This is a genomic window from Mucilaginibacter litoreus (assembly GCF_042676805.1).
Classification (GTDB): Bacteria; Bacteroidota; Bacteroidia; order Sphingobacteriales; family Sphingobacteriaceae; genus Mucilaginibacter; species Mucilaginibacter litoreus.
In genome coordinates, this window is sequence record NZ_JBHTHZ010000013.1 from 122,785 (window position 1) to 138,910 (window position 16,126).

8 protein-coding genes and 1 tRNA gene are annotated in these 16,126 nt (G+C 42.7%); 7 read left to right on the forward strand and 2 right to left on the reverse strand.

Going from position 1 to position 16,126, the window contains the following annotated elements; genetic code table 11:
* Nucleotides 1-334: 334 nt before the first annotated feature.
* From ACFQZX_RS13970 to ACFQZX_RS13985, 4 genes are all read left to right on the forward strand, one after another.
* On the forward strand, nucleotides 335-5,053 hold the full coding sequence (locus ACFQZX_RS13970; protein WP_377116370.1) for an FG-GAP-like repeat-containing protein: 4,719 nt from the start codon (nucleotides 335-337) through the stop codon (nucleotides 5,051-5,053).
* A gap of 8 nt (nucleotides 5,054-5,061) precedes the next feature.
* Nucleotides 5,062-5,619 (forward strand): hypothetical protein, encoded by a 558-nt coding sequence (locus ACFQZX_RS13975; protein WP_377116373.1) that lies wholly within the window; start codon nucleotides 5,062-5,064, stop codon nucleotides 5,617-5,619.
* 1,078 nt (nucleotides 5,620-6,697) lie between these two features.
* A complete protein-coding gene (locus ACFQZX_RS13980; RefSeq protein ID WP_377116376.1) occupies nucleotides 6,698-6,838 on the forward strand; it encodes a hypothetical protein in 141 nt (46 codons plus the stop codon).
* 308 nt (nucleotides 6,839-7,146) lie between these two features.
* Nucleotides 7,147-7,383 (forward strand): hypothetical protein, encoded by a 237-nt coding sequence (locus ACFQZX_RS13985; RefSeq protein ID WP_377116379.1) that lies wholly within the window; start codon nucleotides 7,147-7,149, stop codon nucleotides 7,381-7,383.
* 829 nt (nucleotides 7,384-8,212) lie between these two features.
* Here the strand turns inward: ACFQZX_RS13985 and ACFQZX_RS13990 are convergent.
* Nucleotides 8,213-8,286: transfer RNA gene (locus ACFQZX_RS13990), tRNA-Met, on the reverse strand.
* Nucleotides 8,287-8,444: 158 nt separating this feature from the next.
* Here ACFQZX_RS13990 and ACFQZX_RS13995 point away from each other — a divergent pair.
* The 3 genes from ACFQZX_RS13995 to ACFQZX_RS14005 all read left to right on the forward strand — a co-directional run bounded on the left by ACFQZX_RS13995 (nucleotide 8,445) and on the right by ACFQZX_RS14005 (nucleotide 11,636).
* Nucleotides 8,445-8,825, forward strand: a complete 381-nt coding sequence (locus ACFQZX_RS13995; protein WP_377116381.1) for an START-like domain-containing protein — start codon at nucleotides 8,445-8,447, stop codon at nucleotides 8,823-8,825.
* A gap of 95 nt (nucleotides 8,826-8,920) precedes the next feature.
* Complete coding sequence (locus tag ACFQZX_RS14000; RefSeq protein ID WP_377116384.1) at nucleotides 8,921-10,339, forward strand: LptF/LptG family permease; 1,419 nt, start codon at nucleotides 8,921-8,923, stop codon at nucleotides 10,337-10,339.
* 91 nt (nucleotides 10,340-10,430) lie between these two features.
* Nucleotides 10,431-11,636 (forward strand): bifunctional 3,4-dihydroxy-2-butanone-4-phosphate synthase/GTP cyclohydrolase II, encoded by a 1,206-nt coding sequence (locus ACFQZX_RS14005; protein ID WP_377116386.1) that lies wholly within the window; start codon nucleotides 10,431-10,433, stop codon nucleotides 11,634-11,636.
* On the opposite strand, the gene ACFQZX_RS14010 is transcribed toward ACFQZX_RS14005, so the two are convergent.
* Nucleotides 11,633-16,108 carry a translocation/assembly module TamB domain-containing protein gene (locus ACFQZX_RS14010; protein WP_377116389.1) on the reverse strand — a complete coding sequence of 1,492 codons (4,476 nt, stop codon included), beginning with the start codon at nucleotides 16,106-16,108 and terminating at the stop codon, nucleotides 11,633-11,635. The two genes, ACFQZX_RS14005 and ACFQZX_RS14010, sit on opposite strands and share 4 nt — an antisense overlap.
* Between the last annotated feature and the right edge of the window lie 18 nt (nucleotides 16,109-16,126).

The following is a 16,126-nucleotide window of genomic DNA, read 5'->3' on the forward strand; positions in this document are numbered from 1 at the left end:
GTCACTCACTGCCGCAAATATGCAGCGTTGACAAAGCGTGGCGAACTTGTGCCTAATTAACTTTGCCTTTAAGCAAGGCAGCTTTTTCCGGTAACTGGCGCAAATATGCAGCATTAATAGTTACCGATTAATTTATAGATCAATTTGTGCAGCAAACTCAAAAATATCATCTTATTGTTAAAGATGTAAAAAGCATAGATGCTAAAAAGTTACAAGTGTTCTTCGAAGTGCTTATCGATTTTGACGAACATATTTATGTTAATGCATATCCTGACATTGAACTTGTAAAAATAATTTAGAATATACCCGACTTAAACCTTACCTATAAACTAAAATGAATAAAAATCACAGGATACTTTTAATTTATCTATTAGTAACCTTAAGCCTAAACCTTTATGGACAAGTACCTACTGTCACTTCCTTATCCACTTATACTGGGCAGGTTGGCACCGCGTTGACTATAACGGGTACCAACTTTAACACCACGGCAACGAATAACGTGGTGTTTTTCGGGCCGGTTAAGGCTACAGTGTCCGCGGCTACGGCGACCTCCTTGTCCGTTACCGTACCCGCCGGGGCAACGTATACCTTAGTGAGTGTAACCAATACGGAATTAAAGCGAACGGCTTTTTCCCCGTTGCCGTTCAGGCAGACTTTTCCTACAAAGAACAGTATAGTTGCTTCGGATATTGACAGTAACATGGATTTTGGGGCCGGCAGCAATCCGGTATCTGTAGCCGTTGCTGATTTTAACGCGGATGGCAAGCCGGATATCGCTGTACTGAATGCAACGGCCGGTACAGTTTCCATTTTAACTAACGGTGCTACGGCATCTAATGGCATCAGTGCGGCTTCTTTTACAAAAAAAGATTTTGCGGTAGGAGATAATCCGTCAACTCTGATAGCGGCTGACTTTAACGAGGATGGTAAGCCGGATCTGGCGATTGCGTATCAAACCAACGCATGGGTAACCGTATTGCAAAACACAACCACCACTGCTGATGTGCTTTTTGCATCCGGTAAAAATTATGCTTGTAGTAGCGGTTCACTTGCGCTTGCGGCAGCTGACCTGAACAATGATGGCCGTCGGGAGCTGATCGTCGCCAATTTTAACGCTAACACGGTTTCCATCATACGCAATAATGTTTCTACTAGCGGTAGTACTTCGTTTGCCGCCAAGGTGGACATTCCAACCGGCCCAAATCCGGCGTCGATTGCTATTGGCGACATTAACGGAGACGGTAAAGATGATATCGTAACCGGCAATTTTGCTGACAATACGGTTTCACTTTTGCGTTGCCGGGTAACGACCGGTGGAACATTCACGCTTTCGGGCTTTCAGGATAAGGTCGACCTGGCAGTACCTGGGCAACCGGCTCATATTTTTCTAAAACAGATTGATAGTGATGCACGGCCGGATCTGATCATCGGCTCTTATGTAGCTTCTTCCAACACGCACAATATTCTTATCCGGCGCAACGCGATGACGACTGTAGGAATATTTACCGAGAGTTCTTTTAGCCCGGCTATTACCATTGCTGCCGGCAGTCAGCCTGTCGCTATTGGTATGGGCGATATTGACGGCGACGGTACGGCCGATATAGCAGCCGCGAATTACAACAACAAAACGGTGTCTGTATACCGGAATATCTCTACCGGAACATCAATATCAACCTCTACAATAACAGCGAAAGTCGATTTTTCTGCGGGTAATACGCCGCTTGCTCTTGCAATTGCTGACCTCGACCTGGATGGCAAGCCGGATATGGTCACCGCGAATGACATTGATAACACTATATCTGTACTTCACAACTATAACGCGACACAAGTGCCGGCCGGTTTTCCCGAGTCTTCGGCTTCGGTCAGCCTCGGCAGCTTTGTGAATGTCGATATTACTGATTCTGAATGGGGGCAGGAGGCTCCGCCGGGTTATACTATAGCAGGGGTGAGTAACGATGTAGTGAGCGGGACGACGGCTAATGCAGGGCGTTTTGTCTATTTCGCTTCGCAAGGCAACATTACACCCATGGTGCCGGTTAAAGGCGCACTGACGTTCAGTGCTAAAGGTTCTGGAACCATTGAGGTACAGCTAATCACCACCTGGAACGCTGGTATTAATCAGCGCAAAACGTTTGCCCTGACATCCAGTTACCAGGATTTCGGCTGGAACCTGAGCCTTTACCCGCAGCAGGAGTATATTTTGGCTGTAATTGTTAACGGCGGCAATTCCTCGCCGAACGCCAGTGCAACGTTTAAGAAGAATATTTGCCTTAACCTGCAACAGGCCGGCATGACCGGAAACTTTACCCGTTTCAGAGCTGATGCCGGCTCCCTGATCGGCAATAAAGAAACAGATTGGGCGGGTTACAGTGACCAGTTCAGTGCCAGCCGTAAAAAGTACCTGCAGCACTCGGCGTTCTCCCGGATGCGCTTCCAGACCGATGCCAGCCAGATCGCCATAGAATACGTACGCGACAGCTATGACAAAACCGTCCGTAACCTTTATCCCTTTTCACAGACCTATTATAACAAAGATTTTAAAGCAAACGGTGACACCACCAAAGGATGGCATGGCATCAACCTGGCTACTAAGGTGACGCCAGGGAAAACCTATACGATATCCCGCTTGTATACTACGAACCCAAAGTATGTTTGGTACAATGCGTCTATGCAGCCGATTAGCGGCGTCCTGAGCCTTGCTCACGGCAGCGGTAACGGGCCGGATACGGTTTACAGTGTCACGGCACCTGCCGAAGCGGCTAATCTTGGCTTGCTTGTACAGCGAACAACGGATACGGTCAATTTCAACAACCCGGTAAATGATACGTACCTTGTAAATGCTAATGCCATGATTGAAGAAGGTGCCTACGGGGCGTCTGTACCGGGCATAGGTACCGTACCTACCGCCTATACACCGTATACGGGAACGATAGGATCAAGAATTTCAGGCCCGGCTGTTTTTATTGACGGCAAATTATATAACTATTATCAGGTAGAGGGGAATGATGTAGCCAAGAACGTGCAATACGTGTCTGATGTGCTTCCGCCCGGAACAAAAACTGTCGAGGTCATGATGCCGGGACAGGGAACTTATTCTGTTAATGGTGTGCTGGCAGACCCGCATACGCGCAGGAGCGGTAATTATCTCAGGGCGGTTTATTTGCCCAATGCTGCGACTACCCAATCACCAGGCACAACGGTTGCCCCGGGAAGTGTCCTCTTTATTCACGATTCTATTCTGTCGGGCTTTAATATATCGTCTGATGCCCAAAATAATGTGTGGATGATGAAAATCATGCGAGATTCCACTTATGGGTTTACCGGGGATGTGTTTTCGGAAGGTTATGCCGGCCGCATTTTGCATACGGACACTTATAATGCTGCGGCACTTGAGGCGTTCGCTCAAAAGCTGGCGGCTTATAACGTGGATAATTTCTGGTTCCAACTGGGCGTAAACGATTATGCCAATTATATATCATTGCCGGCATTTTACAATGAACTGAATACCCTGGTAGAAAGGTTGAAAGTGTTGCGGCCGAACGCGGTTATTTATATTCAAAGTATTGGCCCGGTCAATTATGACGGGCCAAATGCTGAAACCTACGCGGATGACGAGCGGGCTACGACGGGTCCTACCGGCAATGATTTCCGGGATATACAGCGGGCGATTGCTACAGCGCCTTCACATTCTTATTGCCGTTTTGTGGATTTTGCGGACTTATTTCCTGCCACGATTGACAATCTTGCGGATGGGATACACCCGACGGATAAAGGGAATGAGTTGTATGCAGGGGGGATTCGTCAGCGTAGTACGCTATTGGGTAATATCTTGCCTGCCCCATCTTTGGCCATGAACCGCGCCACCTTGCGTCAGTTTGTGCGCAACGTTGAAAATGTGGCGGCTGTGACGGCTAAAGGAGGGGGCGCTCCATATACATTTGCTATTGTTTTTGGCAGCGGCACTTTGCCTGCCGGTTTAACCTTTTTACAGAATGGGATTTTTAAAGGCACGGCGACGGAAGACGGCAGTTTCCCCATTCGTGTAATGGTAACAGATGCTTACGGTGCCACGGCATATGCAGATTATACGCTTATCGTCAAGCCGGTTCCGACAGTTATCGCGGCACCAGCCATCATTGCGGGCGGAAAGGTGGGAGCTGCTTACAGTGTCAAATTCAGGGGCGCGCGAGGATACGGAAAGTATACGTTGAGCAGGTCGGGCACTTTGCCGCCCGGACTGACTTATAATGCTTCAACCCGTACACTTTCAGGTACGCCAACCACATCAGGAAATTATACTTTTTCTATGAATGTAACAGATCACTGGGGATTCACGGGAGGAAGTACCTATAATTTTAATGTAGGGAGTACTGGCAGTACAGTGCCGGTACCCACGGATGCGGTAGTAGCGTCCGCAGAAGTTAATAGTGCCGGAGAGTTAATCATCAAGGCGACAGTTCATGATATTTATACACAGCGTATTTATCTTTATTATGACCTGTACATTCAGCAAAATGGGGGTAATAATTACATGGGCAGTAAGCAGATTGTGATCGAAACAGGAGAACTTCAGGGTACTATTAATTTTGGCAGGTTAAATGTTGGCGTCAATGCAAGTTTTACATTAACTATGTCGGGATATACGCCGGCTCCGGCATCAAGCGATGGTAAGAATTTTACTTATATAGCCAACACAAGTATCCCGCTCACCGGAAATGCCAATACAGGAGCGGCAAACGATGCGTTTACCCTGATACCGGTACCTTACGTTTCTGGCGGTCACTTGTTTATCAATGGGTCGGTTCAACATACGCATTCACAAAATATCTATATTTATCTGGAGATGTTTTTGAACGGTACCAGTATTTTGTGGAAATCAAAAACAGTAATTATTAACGCCGGACAGTTAACCGGAACGCCGGTTGATTGCGGCTTGCTACCGGTGTCAGGAAATTTTACATTACGTGTTGCCAATTATGGGCTGTCCCCCTCGCAAAGTGACGGCTACACTTTTACTTATCTGAGCCAAAGCAATTTTAATCTAACTAATTAAGAATTTTAATGACCAAAATAACCGAGACTAAAATGGTATTAAAACTCCGGAATTTTATATTTACGTTATTGCTCATGTGCTTCTTTTGCGTTCCCGGTAAGGTGGCTGCTCAGGAAAACCAAAGACCTGACAGCGACACAACTTACCGTTTTGTTAAAACGCCTTTAGTTAAGCTTTTTGTTTCAAGCGGAGAAGATAGCAAGGATTCCTCGCAACTGTTGGTCCAGGGTGTACGGCAGGGAAGCCGGAGACTTCTGACCTTTATTATTCAAAACGTGAAAACCGGCGAATTTTTTATTCAGTCAGGACAAAAGGTGTATATTTATGTGAATAATGGCTCCACTGTTCAATTGAACGCACAAAGCACGGCCTTTTCTACTTTCGGTGGTATGGGCTACGGTAATTACCTTGCAGCAGATTATGCCCTATCTGTTTACGATCTGGATTTTTTTAAAGTTGATGCAGTCAGTAACATTCAACTGCAGTACAGTGGAGGTTCATTGGAATTCGATTTGAGCATCGGCCAGTCAGATGCGTTAAAAAGCGTATTGGAGCAAATCCGCTAGGAAAAGAGTATGAATTAAATTGATAAGTAAGAGGCTAAGGAATAGCAAACATAGACTTGTTGTCTTAAGCTTACCTACAGTCATAGCAAATATTACTTTCATAATTGTTACAAAGGGACGCATTAACCGGTAAAAGGGTAGGTTATCATTTGTAATCATTGATCTTTTTAATGAGTGCTTCCAGTACATTCAATGCGTTTCGCTTGTCATGGTTTTCGATTTTATAGGTGCTGGTCCTAGCGCTTTTCCAGGAGAAATTCTCCTTTTCTGCGCTTGTAAGATGAGGCGTGATCCCTTGCAGGACCTGGCTGAAGGAAAGGGCGGACAGCACTTTGACATCATCGGCCGCCTTTAGCAGGATGGCGATTTAGTCGACTCTGAGGGTTGCACAAGACCTTATCGGGGGCGCTGGTGGGGTTTGACGGTAATGGCTGCCTATTGGTCTGAGGCAGCAGATCAAGATACCTTTCCCGGATGTGACGCGCAAGATCGCTTAATGCGGTAATGGCCTGGCGGCAAAAGTTTGCAGCCACCAGGTTATCGATCTGGGCGGTGAGATGGTTTTGTGCTGCACTTTCCAGGTATTCGATATTCCGAAGGTATCGGTAATCAGCAGCTCGGATTTTTACGGACAATCGTTTAAAACCTCTTTTTTAGTTGACTGTAAACGTCAGCAATTTCAGTTTGTAAGCCTGCAGCCAGTTTTTGTAAGTTAGCTTTAGAGGTTTGCTGGCTGATCAACAGATTAAGTGTGCTTTCAATTAGCTGGACGAGGGTGATCAAATGGGTAAACAGCTTCCTTCATAGCAATCATAATTTAATTTTTCGAAGTTTTAAGATCTTAATTGATTCCTTATACAAAGCAACAACTAATAGTTAATAATAATGAAATTGTTAACTGAAAGGTGATTCTATTGATTAAGCAATTGGCTGACATAAATCAAAAAATTATGAATGCTGGCAGGCTCCTTCAAGCTGAGCACAAGGTAAAAGCAGATGTGGTGTTCTGTCTGGAGGCAAACTTCTATCTGGTGATGCGGACGAACTGACCTTTCACTAGAAGCTACGGCGGCTGGAAATGCTGACGGAATTGAACCAGCAAACAAAGGTTCAATACGCTGCACGTGTCGCTGAACTTTCATCCGTCGGAAAGCCTTCGAAAAAACTGCTTAAACAGATAGCGGCAGCCTATCTGGAGCAGATTGGATTGGAGGATTAAATTTTGCGCCCGGACTTCGAGGTTTGAAGAAATAGTTACGCTAGCCAAAGGACAGAAGACCATATCACAAATAGTGTTGAATTCGCTTGAAAGGTTTGACAAAAACACGGTGATAAATACAGTTAACGAGGTGTTTGATGTTAGAACTTTTGGTGAGTTAGTAGACTTAATTTCTAAAGACAACGACCTAGGCCTAAAATTTATACCCGATTTCATTGCATTGTCTATTGCTAATTATTAAGAATTAAATGCCTGAACTATACCAACAGGTCTATTGTGTCCACTCGTTAGACTAATCGACTGCCTTTTTGAGTGCCTTCAAGGATGTGCTTTCTGATAATTACGTTGTGACGGACTGCAATGATGAATCATTGGCTGGTGCGATAGAAATAGTAAAATCGCTTACACCAAAATCACTCTTTATATTTTTAGGGCATGGTCACTCGCTCGGGATATATTCACCACAATCCGCAGGGTACGAAAAAAGGATATTTATTGGCAGCGATAGCGGGGCCGCTTCTTTTTCAGGCCATGATGTTATTTGAAATCGTCAGAATTCTCTCCAGTCTCCAAAGTTATAACAATGTCATAGGATCTAGTAATATCATTAGTTCAGGCGAAGAATCAGCGGCAGAAGTAGAATACACGGGCCACTTCATGAATTTGTCTGCTGAAGATATTGCTTACTTTAATACCTATTATGTGACAGCCGTCTCTACCGCAGTCAGGCTATTGCTCCGAAATCGAATCGCATTCAAAGACTTAAAGACATTTATCTCTTTTAAAATAAATAGATACATCAACGAGGTATTTAAGAACAAGAAACAAGCTAACCGAGTAGAAGTGGTAAGGCTTCTTTTTAAATTTAGAAATGAATGCTGTTAAAGCAAACTGCATAACTCTCCTTAGCTACTTATCTTCCACTTTCAAAGCGCAAGATTTTCTGTACCTGGTAAATTTTTAAAAGCAAGTAATCCCTCAATCAATTTATTCTTCCAGATAAAACAACACGGCTCTTGAAATGAGTAACTGATCATTTTACATTGTATCAAAATATCGTATTTTTAAATAAACCAATCGCAATCTAAAAACCGCTAACAATGCGTTAACAGAAAAAAGAAAGGCAGTCACGATTTGCCATACTGTCTTATTCTAAGGTAGCGGGAGCAGAACTCGAACCTACGACCTTTGGGTTATGAGTTTTAGATATACTGGACGCTGCATTTAATTTCACCTCCAACTTCTTTCGTCTAAGTCTTTTGCTTGCAAGCATTGATGGCTTTTTGTATCTTTAAATAGAAAGAGCAGCTAAGAAAACTGTTAACAAGAAATGAAAAAGCCTGCTACGGAATCCGTAACAGGCTCATCTTCAAGTAGCGGGGAGCAGGATCGAACTGCCGACCTTAGGGTTATGAATCCTACGCTCTAACCATCTGAGCTACCCCGCCATAAAAATAATTCTACCTAAATTTTACTTTAGGGCCTTTTGCAAGTCTATATAAATGGACTGCCTTAAAAAGGTTTGCAAATATAGTAGAATTTCACTTTCTTTAGAAAAAATGTTAACTTTTAGCCCCTGATAGTTTTTTGAAACGATTAAACCCCTATGTCCGAGAAGAAGAAATTTAATTTAGAATACGAGATAAAGTCATCTCCCCGTATATTATACTCTTTCCTGAATGAAGCAAATGGGTTAACCCAGTGGTTTGCAGATGATGTTACAGTGCGCGATCAGGTGTACACCTTCACATGGGATGATGAGCAGCAAAAAGCCAGGTTAATAGCCGCTAAAGAAAATAAACTTGTACGTTTCAGGTGGCTCGACGATGACCCTCAGTGTTATTTTGAAATGGAAATCATACAAGACGAGCTAACCAATGATGTTGCCCTTAATATAACCGATTTTGCTACAGAAGAAACCATAGCAGAGCGTAAGCTGATCTGGAATAACCAGATCGATTATCTGGTAAGCACCCTCGGGGCATAAAATATTTATACTTTCGCATCTTAAAAACGGTTTAATGGCCAAACAATTATTTGCCATTACCACCGTTTCATCCCTGTATGCAATTTTGCTTCTGAATGAAAAAGATACATCTGTTATTGCTCAAATCATTTATAAGGCCTTTTATAGTTACCCTTGTAATTGTAATGTTTGTGCTGCTGATGCTATTTTTATTTAAATACATCGATGATCTGATAGGTAAGGGATTTCAGTGGTATATCATTTTAGAGCTAATGCTATACAACTCGGCCACCAACGTTGCTATGGCGCTGCCTTTGTCGGTATTGTTGTCATCTATCATGACTTATGGTAACCTGGGCGAGAATTACGAACTGGTAGCTATCAAATCTGCAGGTATTTCGTTGCGCAGGGCCATGTACCCGATGATGGTAGTGGTGGTATTGCTCAGCATTGCGGCCTTTGCTTTCTCTGATTATATGCTGCCTGTAGCAAACCTCAAATATTACTCGCTGCTTTACGACGCGCGTAAACAAAAATCGGCCGACCTGCTGCCCGAGAATATTTTCAGTAACCGTTTCCCCGGTTACTCAATCCGTGTTAAAAGGAAAGATCCTGACGGGCAAACCCTGCATGATATCATGATATACAAATTGGATCAGCAGGAAGTCAATCAAACAGTAACTTTTGCTAAAACGGGTTTGATGTACCGTACCAAAGATGACCTGTATTTAGTATTGCGTTTAAAAGATGGTATACAGTACGAAGAAAGCAAGGGGGAAAATACGTACGACCCAAGGCGCCGCTTTACGCGTTTCCGGTTTAAAGAAACCGAGCAAAAGTTTGATCTGTCTGGATTTAAACTGCAACGTACAGACGAAAATGAATTTCGCAGCGCGTCTATGATGATGAACCTGCGCCAGTTAAAGCGCTTTGTTGATTCGGCCAGGCAGGATGTAGACAGTAACCGTTATTTAAACTATAAACTGGTTTCACCGTATTTAAGATATTCAGCCGTTCCTTTAAAGGCAAAAGTAAAGGCACTACCCGCAGATAGCATTAAGGTAAAAACGATAAGCGATAAAGTAAATTCGTTTAATAATGCATTGAGCGAAGTGCATCAGGTACAGGATGTATTACGCAACCGGGTAGACCGTCATAAGGATACATCCAAAACCATAAGGAGGTATGTAATGGAGTATCAAAAAAAGTTTACACTTGGTGCTGCATGCATTGTGCTCTTTTTAATTGGGGCGCCGCTTGGAGCTATCATACGTAAGGGTGGCCTGGGTTTGCCTGTAGTTATATCGGTAATTTTCTTCCTCATCTACTATATTATTAATACCATCAGCGAAAAATTTGCAAAAGAGGGTGATCTGTCGCCAGTGGTTGGCGCCTGGGTTGCAATTGTGATATTGTTTCCGGTTGGGCTGTTTTTAACGTATAAATCGGCTACCGACTCGGCTTTATTCGATATGGAATTATATAAACGTTTTTTTGGCAGGTTTAAGCTACGTAAGGCTCATAAAAAAGCGTAAGCATACTTTTACACAATTACGACTGTATTCATTCAAATATCATCTAAATTTGTTTAGGCAATAAACAGCATTGCCACTAAATATTAAGTAAATGCTAAATACCATACCGGAAGCTATTGAGGCCATAAAAGCAGGTAAAACTATAATTGTTGTAGATGATGAGGACCGTGAAAATGAAGGTGATTTTTTAACGGCTGCCCGCAATGCAACACCCGAAACCATCAATTTTATGGTTAAATACGGGCGGGGTTTGGTGTGTGCACCAATAACGCAGCAACGTGCACGCGAGCTTGAACTGGAGCCTATGGTAAGTAATAATACCACTTCGCACGAAACTAACTTTACCGTATCGGTTGATCTGCTTGGTAACGGCTGTACTACAGGTATTTCTGCATCAGATCGCTCAAAGACTACGCTGGCTTTGATAGACCCTGCAACAAAACCGGCCGATTTAGGCCGCCCCGGACATATCTTTCCCTTGATTGCTAAGGACGGTGGCGTATTGCGCCGTTCGGGCCATACCGAGGCTGCTATCGATCTTTCTGTATTAGCCGGTTTTGAACCTGCAGGCGTTATATGCGAGATCATGCGCGAAGACGGCGAAATGGCCCGCCTGCCGGAACTTTTAGCAATGGCCAGGGAGTTTGATCTTAAAATCATTTCTATAAAAGATCTGATAGCTTACCGCTTACATACCGAGTCGCTGGTGCATAAAGAGGTTTCGGTTAAGATGCCTACCGAGTGGGGCGATTTTGATATGATAGCGTACACACAGTTAGATACCGGGGAAAACCATTTAGCGCTGGTAAAAGGCGAGTGGGAACCTAACGAGCCAGTATTGGTCCGCGTGCATAGCTCATGTGTTACCGGCGATATATTCGGGTCATGCCGTTGCGATTGCGGGCCACAGCTGCATAAAGCTATGGAAATCATCAGCAATGAAGGCAAAGGGGTAATTGTATACATGAACCAGGAGGGCCGGGGCATTGGCCTGATCAACAAATTAAAAGCTTATCATCTGCAGGAAAGCGGCCTGGATACGGTTGAAGCTAATATAAAACTTGGCTTCAAGATGGATCAGCGCGATTATGGTATAGGCGCGCAGATCTTACGCAGCCTTGGCATATCAAAAATGCGCCTGCTTACCAATAACCCCAAAAAGCGTGCTGGCCTGATTGGTTACGGGCTTGAGGTAGTTGAAAACCTGCCTATAGAGATTGCTGCCAATCCGCACAACGAGGCTTATCTGCGTACCAAGCGCGATAAAATGGATCATGCAATTATGCGCGATCATTAATCGTCACTGTCGTTATCATCGTTAGGGCTGTCATCTTTTGGCTGGGATGGGGTAGGTGTGTTGATATCCGTGGCAGGAATAGGTGCCGGCGAAACTGGTTTGCGGTTACGTCCCCGTCTGAAAATGTTGCGTATAAACTCGCCAAACGTATCAAAGTCGCGCTGGTAAACCAATCCTAAACCATTCACATATTGTTGCTGTAACTGGTCGTTAAGTGTATTCAGGGTTGTACTGTTAAGAGCCCTGTATGAGTAACGCGCTCTCAGGTTGCCATCCTTACGTATAAGGTATTGTATTTCAAAGTCTTTGGTAAGTGTCCTAAAATCGGTATTTAAGAGGCTTTGACGCGTGTTAAATAAATCGCTGGTGCCGCTGTTTGAGTATAAGTTGCCGTTGATGACCAACCGGTCGTCCCAAAACCTTAAAGAAGCGCTGGCATCATTGAACGAGCGTATGTTCAAGTCAAAATACTTAATGTTTGATTGTGAGATAAAGTTGTTAAGTTTATTGAAAGCAAATTCGCTTACTGCCTGTTGCGCAGTACCTAAAACCTGGTTGCTTAAATTACTGCCCGTGCCTGATGCAAAGCTGCGCCTTACAATAATACTCAGCGCTTGCTGGCTGCGGTTAGCATTATCTGCCAGATAGGTACCCAAATCGTCTATAATTGATGGGTCGACAGGGAAAGTGAAGTTAAAATCGATATTTGGTTGTAACAGGGATTTGGTTAATATCAATTCGGCCTGTACCAATACCTGCCTGGAACCATAGGGTGATTGCAAGCCCGCTGCTGTATATAATGGAGCAATATCTGTCCGTACCTCATAAATGGCCTTAAGATTGATCTCCGCGTTTGATGGATTACCTGTCCACTTTATGGTGCCACCCTGGTTAACGGTGAAGTTTTTGCTGATGAAATCTTTAGCGGTAAACTCGAACTTACCCGAGGTGATCAAAAAGTCGCCGAACATTTCAAAGTCTCCAAGGCTGTTGATGTTCAGTTTCAGGTTGCGTGCCTGGCCGGTACCTTCAAGCACGCCATAGTCGGTGCTTATCCTTACAATTGTAGTTTCATCAACAGTAAGATCAAAATTAAGCGTTACCCCGTTAAACGGATTTTTTTTATCAATTACTTTCTGTGTGGTATCGTTGTGGTTAACATACCTTATAAAATCATACTCGCTGGCAGTAGCAGAAGTATTTAGCGGGATATTAAATATAGTACCTTCTTCTGTGCTTGCTTTAATATCAATTTTCATATTATCTATCGGGCCGCTAAAATTGAACGTGCCGCTGCCGTAGGCGGTGCCGTAATAAAGATGATTATCTTTAAATGTAGTATTAAGAGCAAGTAGGTTATGTGCCTCTAAAGTAACATCAAGGGTTGGGTTAGCAATATTGTTCAGATCGACCTTGCCTTTTACATCAGCCTTGCCTTTTTTACTGTCTTTTATTACCATGCCATCCAGGTTGACTATACTGTTACTTACTGTAAGCTTATTGTTTACGATATACGGCGTTTTAAGGTAATTGACAGTAAGGCCGGTATTATTAAGGCTGATGTCGCCGTTTAATTCCGGTTTAGACGGAGGCCCGGTCATCTTAACATTAGCGGATATGGTGCCTTTAAGGTCTGAAACAAGCTCTTTTATGAATGGCTCGAAAATGATGGCCTCCGTATGGTCCATTTTTATATCAAAATCTAACTGATCTTCGGCATCCTTCTTTCCTATAATATAAGCACCATCAACATTCATAGTTTCTTTACCATGGTTTGTGATGTTAAGCTTAGCATTGGCCTGGCCTTTTTCATTATCAAGTGCAGATGTAATTTTTACATCTCCAACAAGGGTTTGGTTCATGGTTAATGAATCAATGGTGAGGCCCGCTTCAACACCGGGCTTTTTAGTAATAGCATTCAGTTCTACATCACCATTTAACTCCCCTTTTAGCAATATGCCCGATGGTTTTGTCAATTGGTTAAGGGTTGACATGCTGAATTGGTCAAACGTCAGCTTAAGTTTGTCTTCCGGACTATCAGAAACAAACCCGTTTATACGAACCTTTTGTTGCCCGTTAGAAAGTTCAAAGCCTGATATTTGTGTCTTACCGTCAAGCAGTCGTATATTGGCTTGTTCCTGTATTTTCCAGTTCTGCCGTTCAAGTATTACATCTGAGGGTAGTATCTTCAGTTTGGCAGTTGTATCTCGGCCAAACTCAACTAACCCGTATAAGTCCAGCTGGTTTGTAGCATCCTTATCAGATAATTTAACGTTAAAATTCAGGCTATCATTTTTAAGGAAATTGGTAACTGTGATGTTTTTGATAAAAAGGCTGTCGGTAAGGTCAACCCTGTTCAACGATAGGTTGAGGCCTAAAAATTCATTGGTTGTGCTTTCATCAATAATAAAATCATGCAACACGATTTTGCCCAGCTTAATGGTTTTGATATATCCGTTTAAGGTCGCTGTTTTCTCATCAGAGTTAAACCTCCCCACAAATGACCCCTGATCAGGTATTTTAAGGTCAGGCATAAACATAGCTGTCACAGGATCCATGTTTTTAAGGGTCAGATTAAACTCAAAGTTTTGAGGCTTTGGAGGAGTAATATTTGTTTTAAGCGAAGGAATATATTTTTTAGCTATTGTTTTATAATATGATGGCAATGTAGCAAGGTCATAATTACCTTTTATACTGCCATCGGCCATATCAGAACGTAATGAGATCAATCGCTGATTGCCTTTACCTGTTGCAGTAAGGCTTACAGAATCAACTACGTAGTTATTTTTTGGATCGGTAAGCCTGATCTTTGTCAGCAATATACTTCCGTCAAGGTTATCCAAATTAGTTCCTGAAAAATTGGTGTTGATATCGGTTGTAAAAGTAATGGTATCTTTTAGCAACTTAAGTTGTTGCAAATGTGCATTTGTTACATTGCCGGCAATATTGTATACAGGCAACTTAGGGTTAAGATCTACGCTTCCGTTGATATTAAGCTTGATGTTCCTGTCATTTACAACAAGTTTGCCCGTTGCCTTTCTGTTTGCAAAGGTACCGCTGGATGTAAGGTTATTGTACCGGTAACCTTTAAATTGCAGGTAAGTTATTTTAGCATCGCCCCGTGCATTAAGGGTTTTCATATCGTCCCCGCGGCCAATAACATTTGCCGAAAGCGTTGTGCGGCCAAGTGTACTTTCATCAAGTAATGAGCCTAAATCAAAATTGCTTGTACTTACCTTGCCGCTATAGCTTGGTGTGCCGGCCTTATCTATTTTTAAATTGATATCCGGATCAAATCGGCCCAGCCTGGTTTTGAATGTGCCAAATGCAACAAAATCGTTTTGTAAACCTGTAAATCTCCCAGTAAAATTGATATTGCCAAACTTGCCAACTATATCGGGCACTTTTGCATTGGTTTTGCCGGTAAAGTGGGTGTATAAATAGTCTAAATCCTTTTTATTGGTAGCTATCTGGTCAAATCTTAGCTGCAGGAAAGTATTTTCCCAGTCGGGCAGGCCTGTAAGGTTAAAGTCGCCTTTAATAAAGGTTGCCTGTGCCGCTTTAACGGTAAGCGCTTTAGCCCTAAGATTATTTACTAAGCCCTTAATTCGCCCATCTATACCCAGCTCAAAATTAATTTTGCCCAGGGTGTTGGTAAAGTAAGCTATATCTTTTGATGACAAGTGCGACGTTTTAAAATCAGCATCCATATTCACCTTGTTTTCAAAATCTTCAAAATCATTAAATGATTTGAACCGCATCCTGAAATAGTTTTTTACGTTAGAGTTGGCGGTTTGTATGCCCAGGTTTTGTAATAGTATCTGGTTAGTGTCGATAGTAGCATTGGAATTGAGCGACCGCACATAGAATCCACTTTTCTCTTTCAGGGTTAAGCCAGCAATACGGGCCTTAAAAAGGTGATTTTTAAGGTCCATATTATAAATTGTAGTAGTAAAATGGCTTACATCGATATCATCAAAGTTTACGCCTTTAACAAATGCAGGTTTTAAATAATTTTTATAACGAAAATGGAAGTTATTAATACCTATCTTTTCAAAATTCAGCGTCCAGGGTTTGCTTTTGGTTTTAGTGGTATCCCCGGAATTAAAATAGTCAATAACAAACTTAAGATTAGTAGTACTGTCCTTAAGTTTTTTCAAATAAAAAGAGCCATTGTCTAATTGTATCGACTCAAAATCCAGCCGTTTTTGTTTAATGCTGTTAAAAACCGAAAAGCCGCTAAGTTCTACCGAGAGCTTTGGTGTATTTAGTAAAGTATCCTGTTGTTTATCAAGAATATAAAGGCCCTCCAATACAACCGATGAAAATGGTTTAATGTAAAGGCTTTTCACATCTACTGTAGTATGTAATTCTTCAGACAGATATTTGGTGGCTTTTTTTGCAGCCCATGTTTGCACCGGTTTATACTGAAACAGTAAAAGCGCTATGCTTACCAGCAGCAGTAGGATCAATACAATGCTTAACGCTAT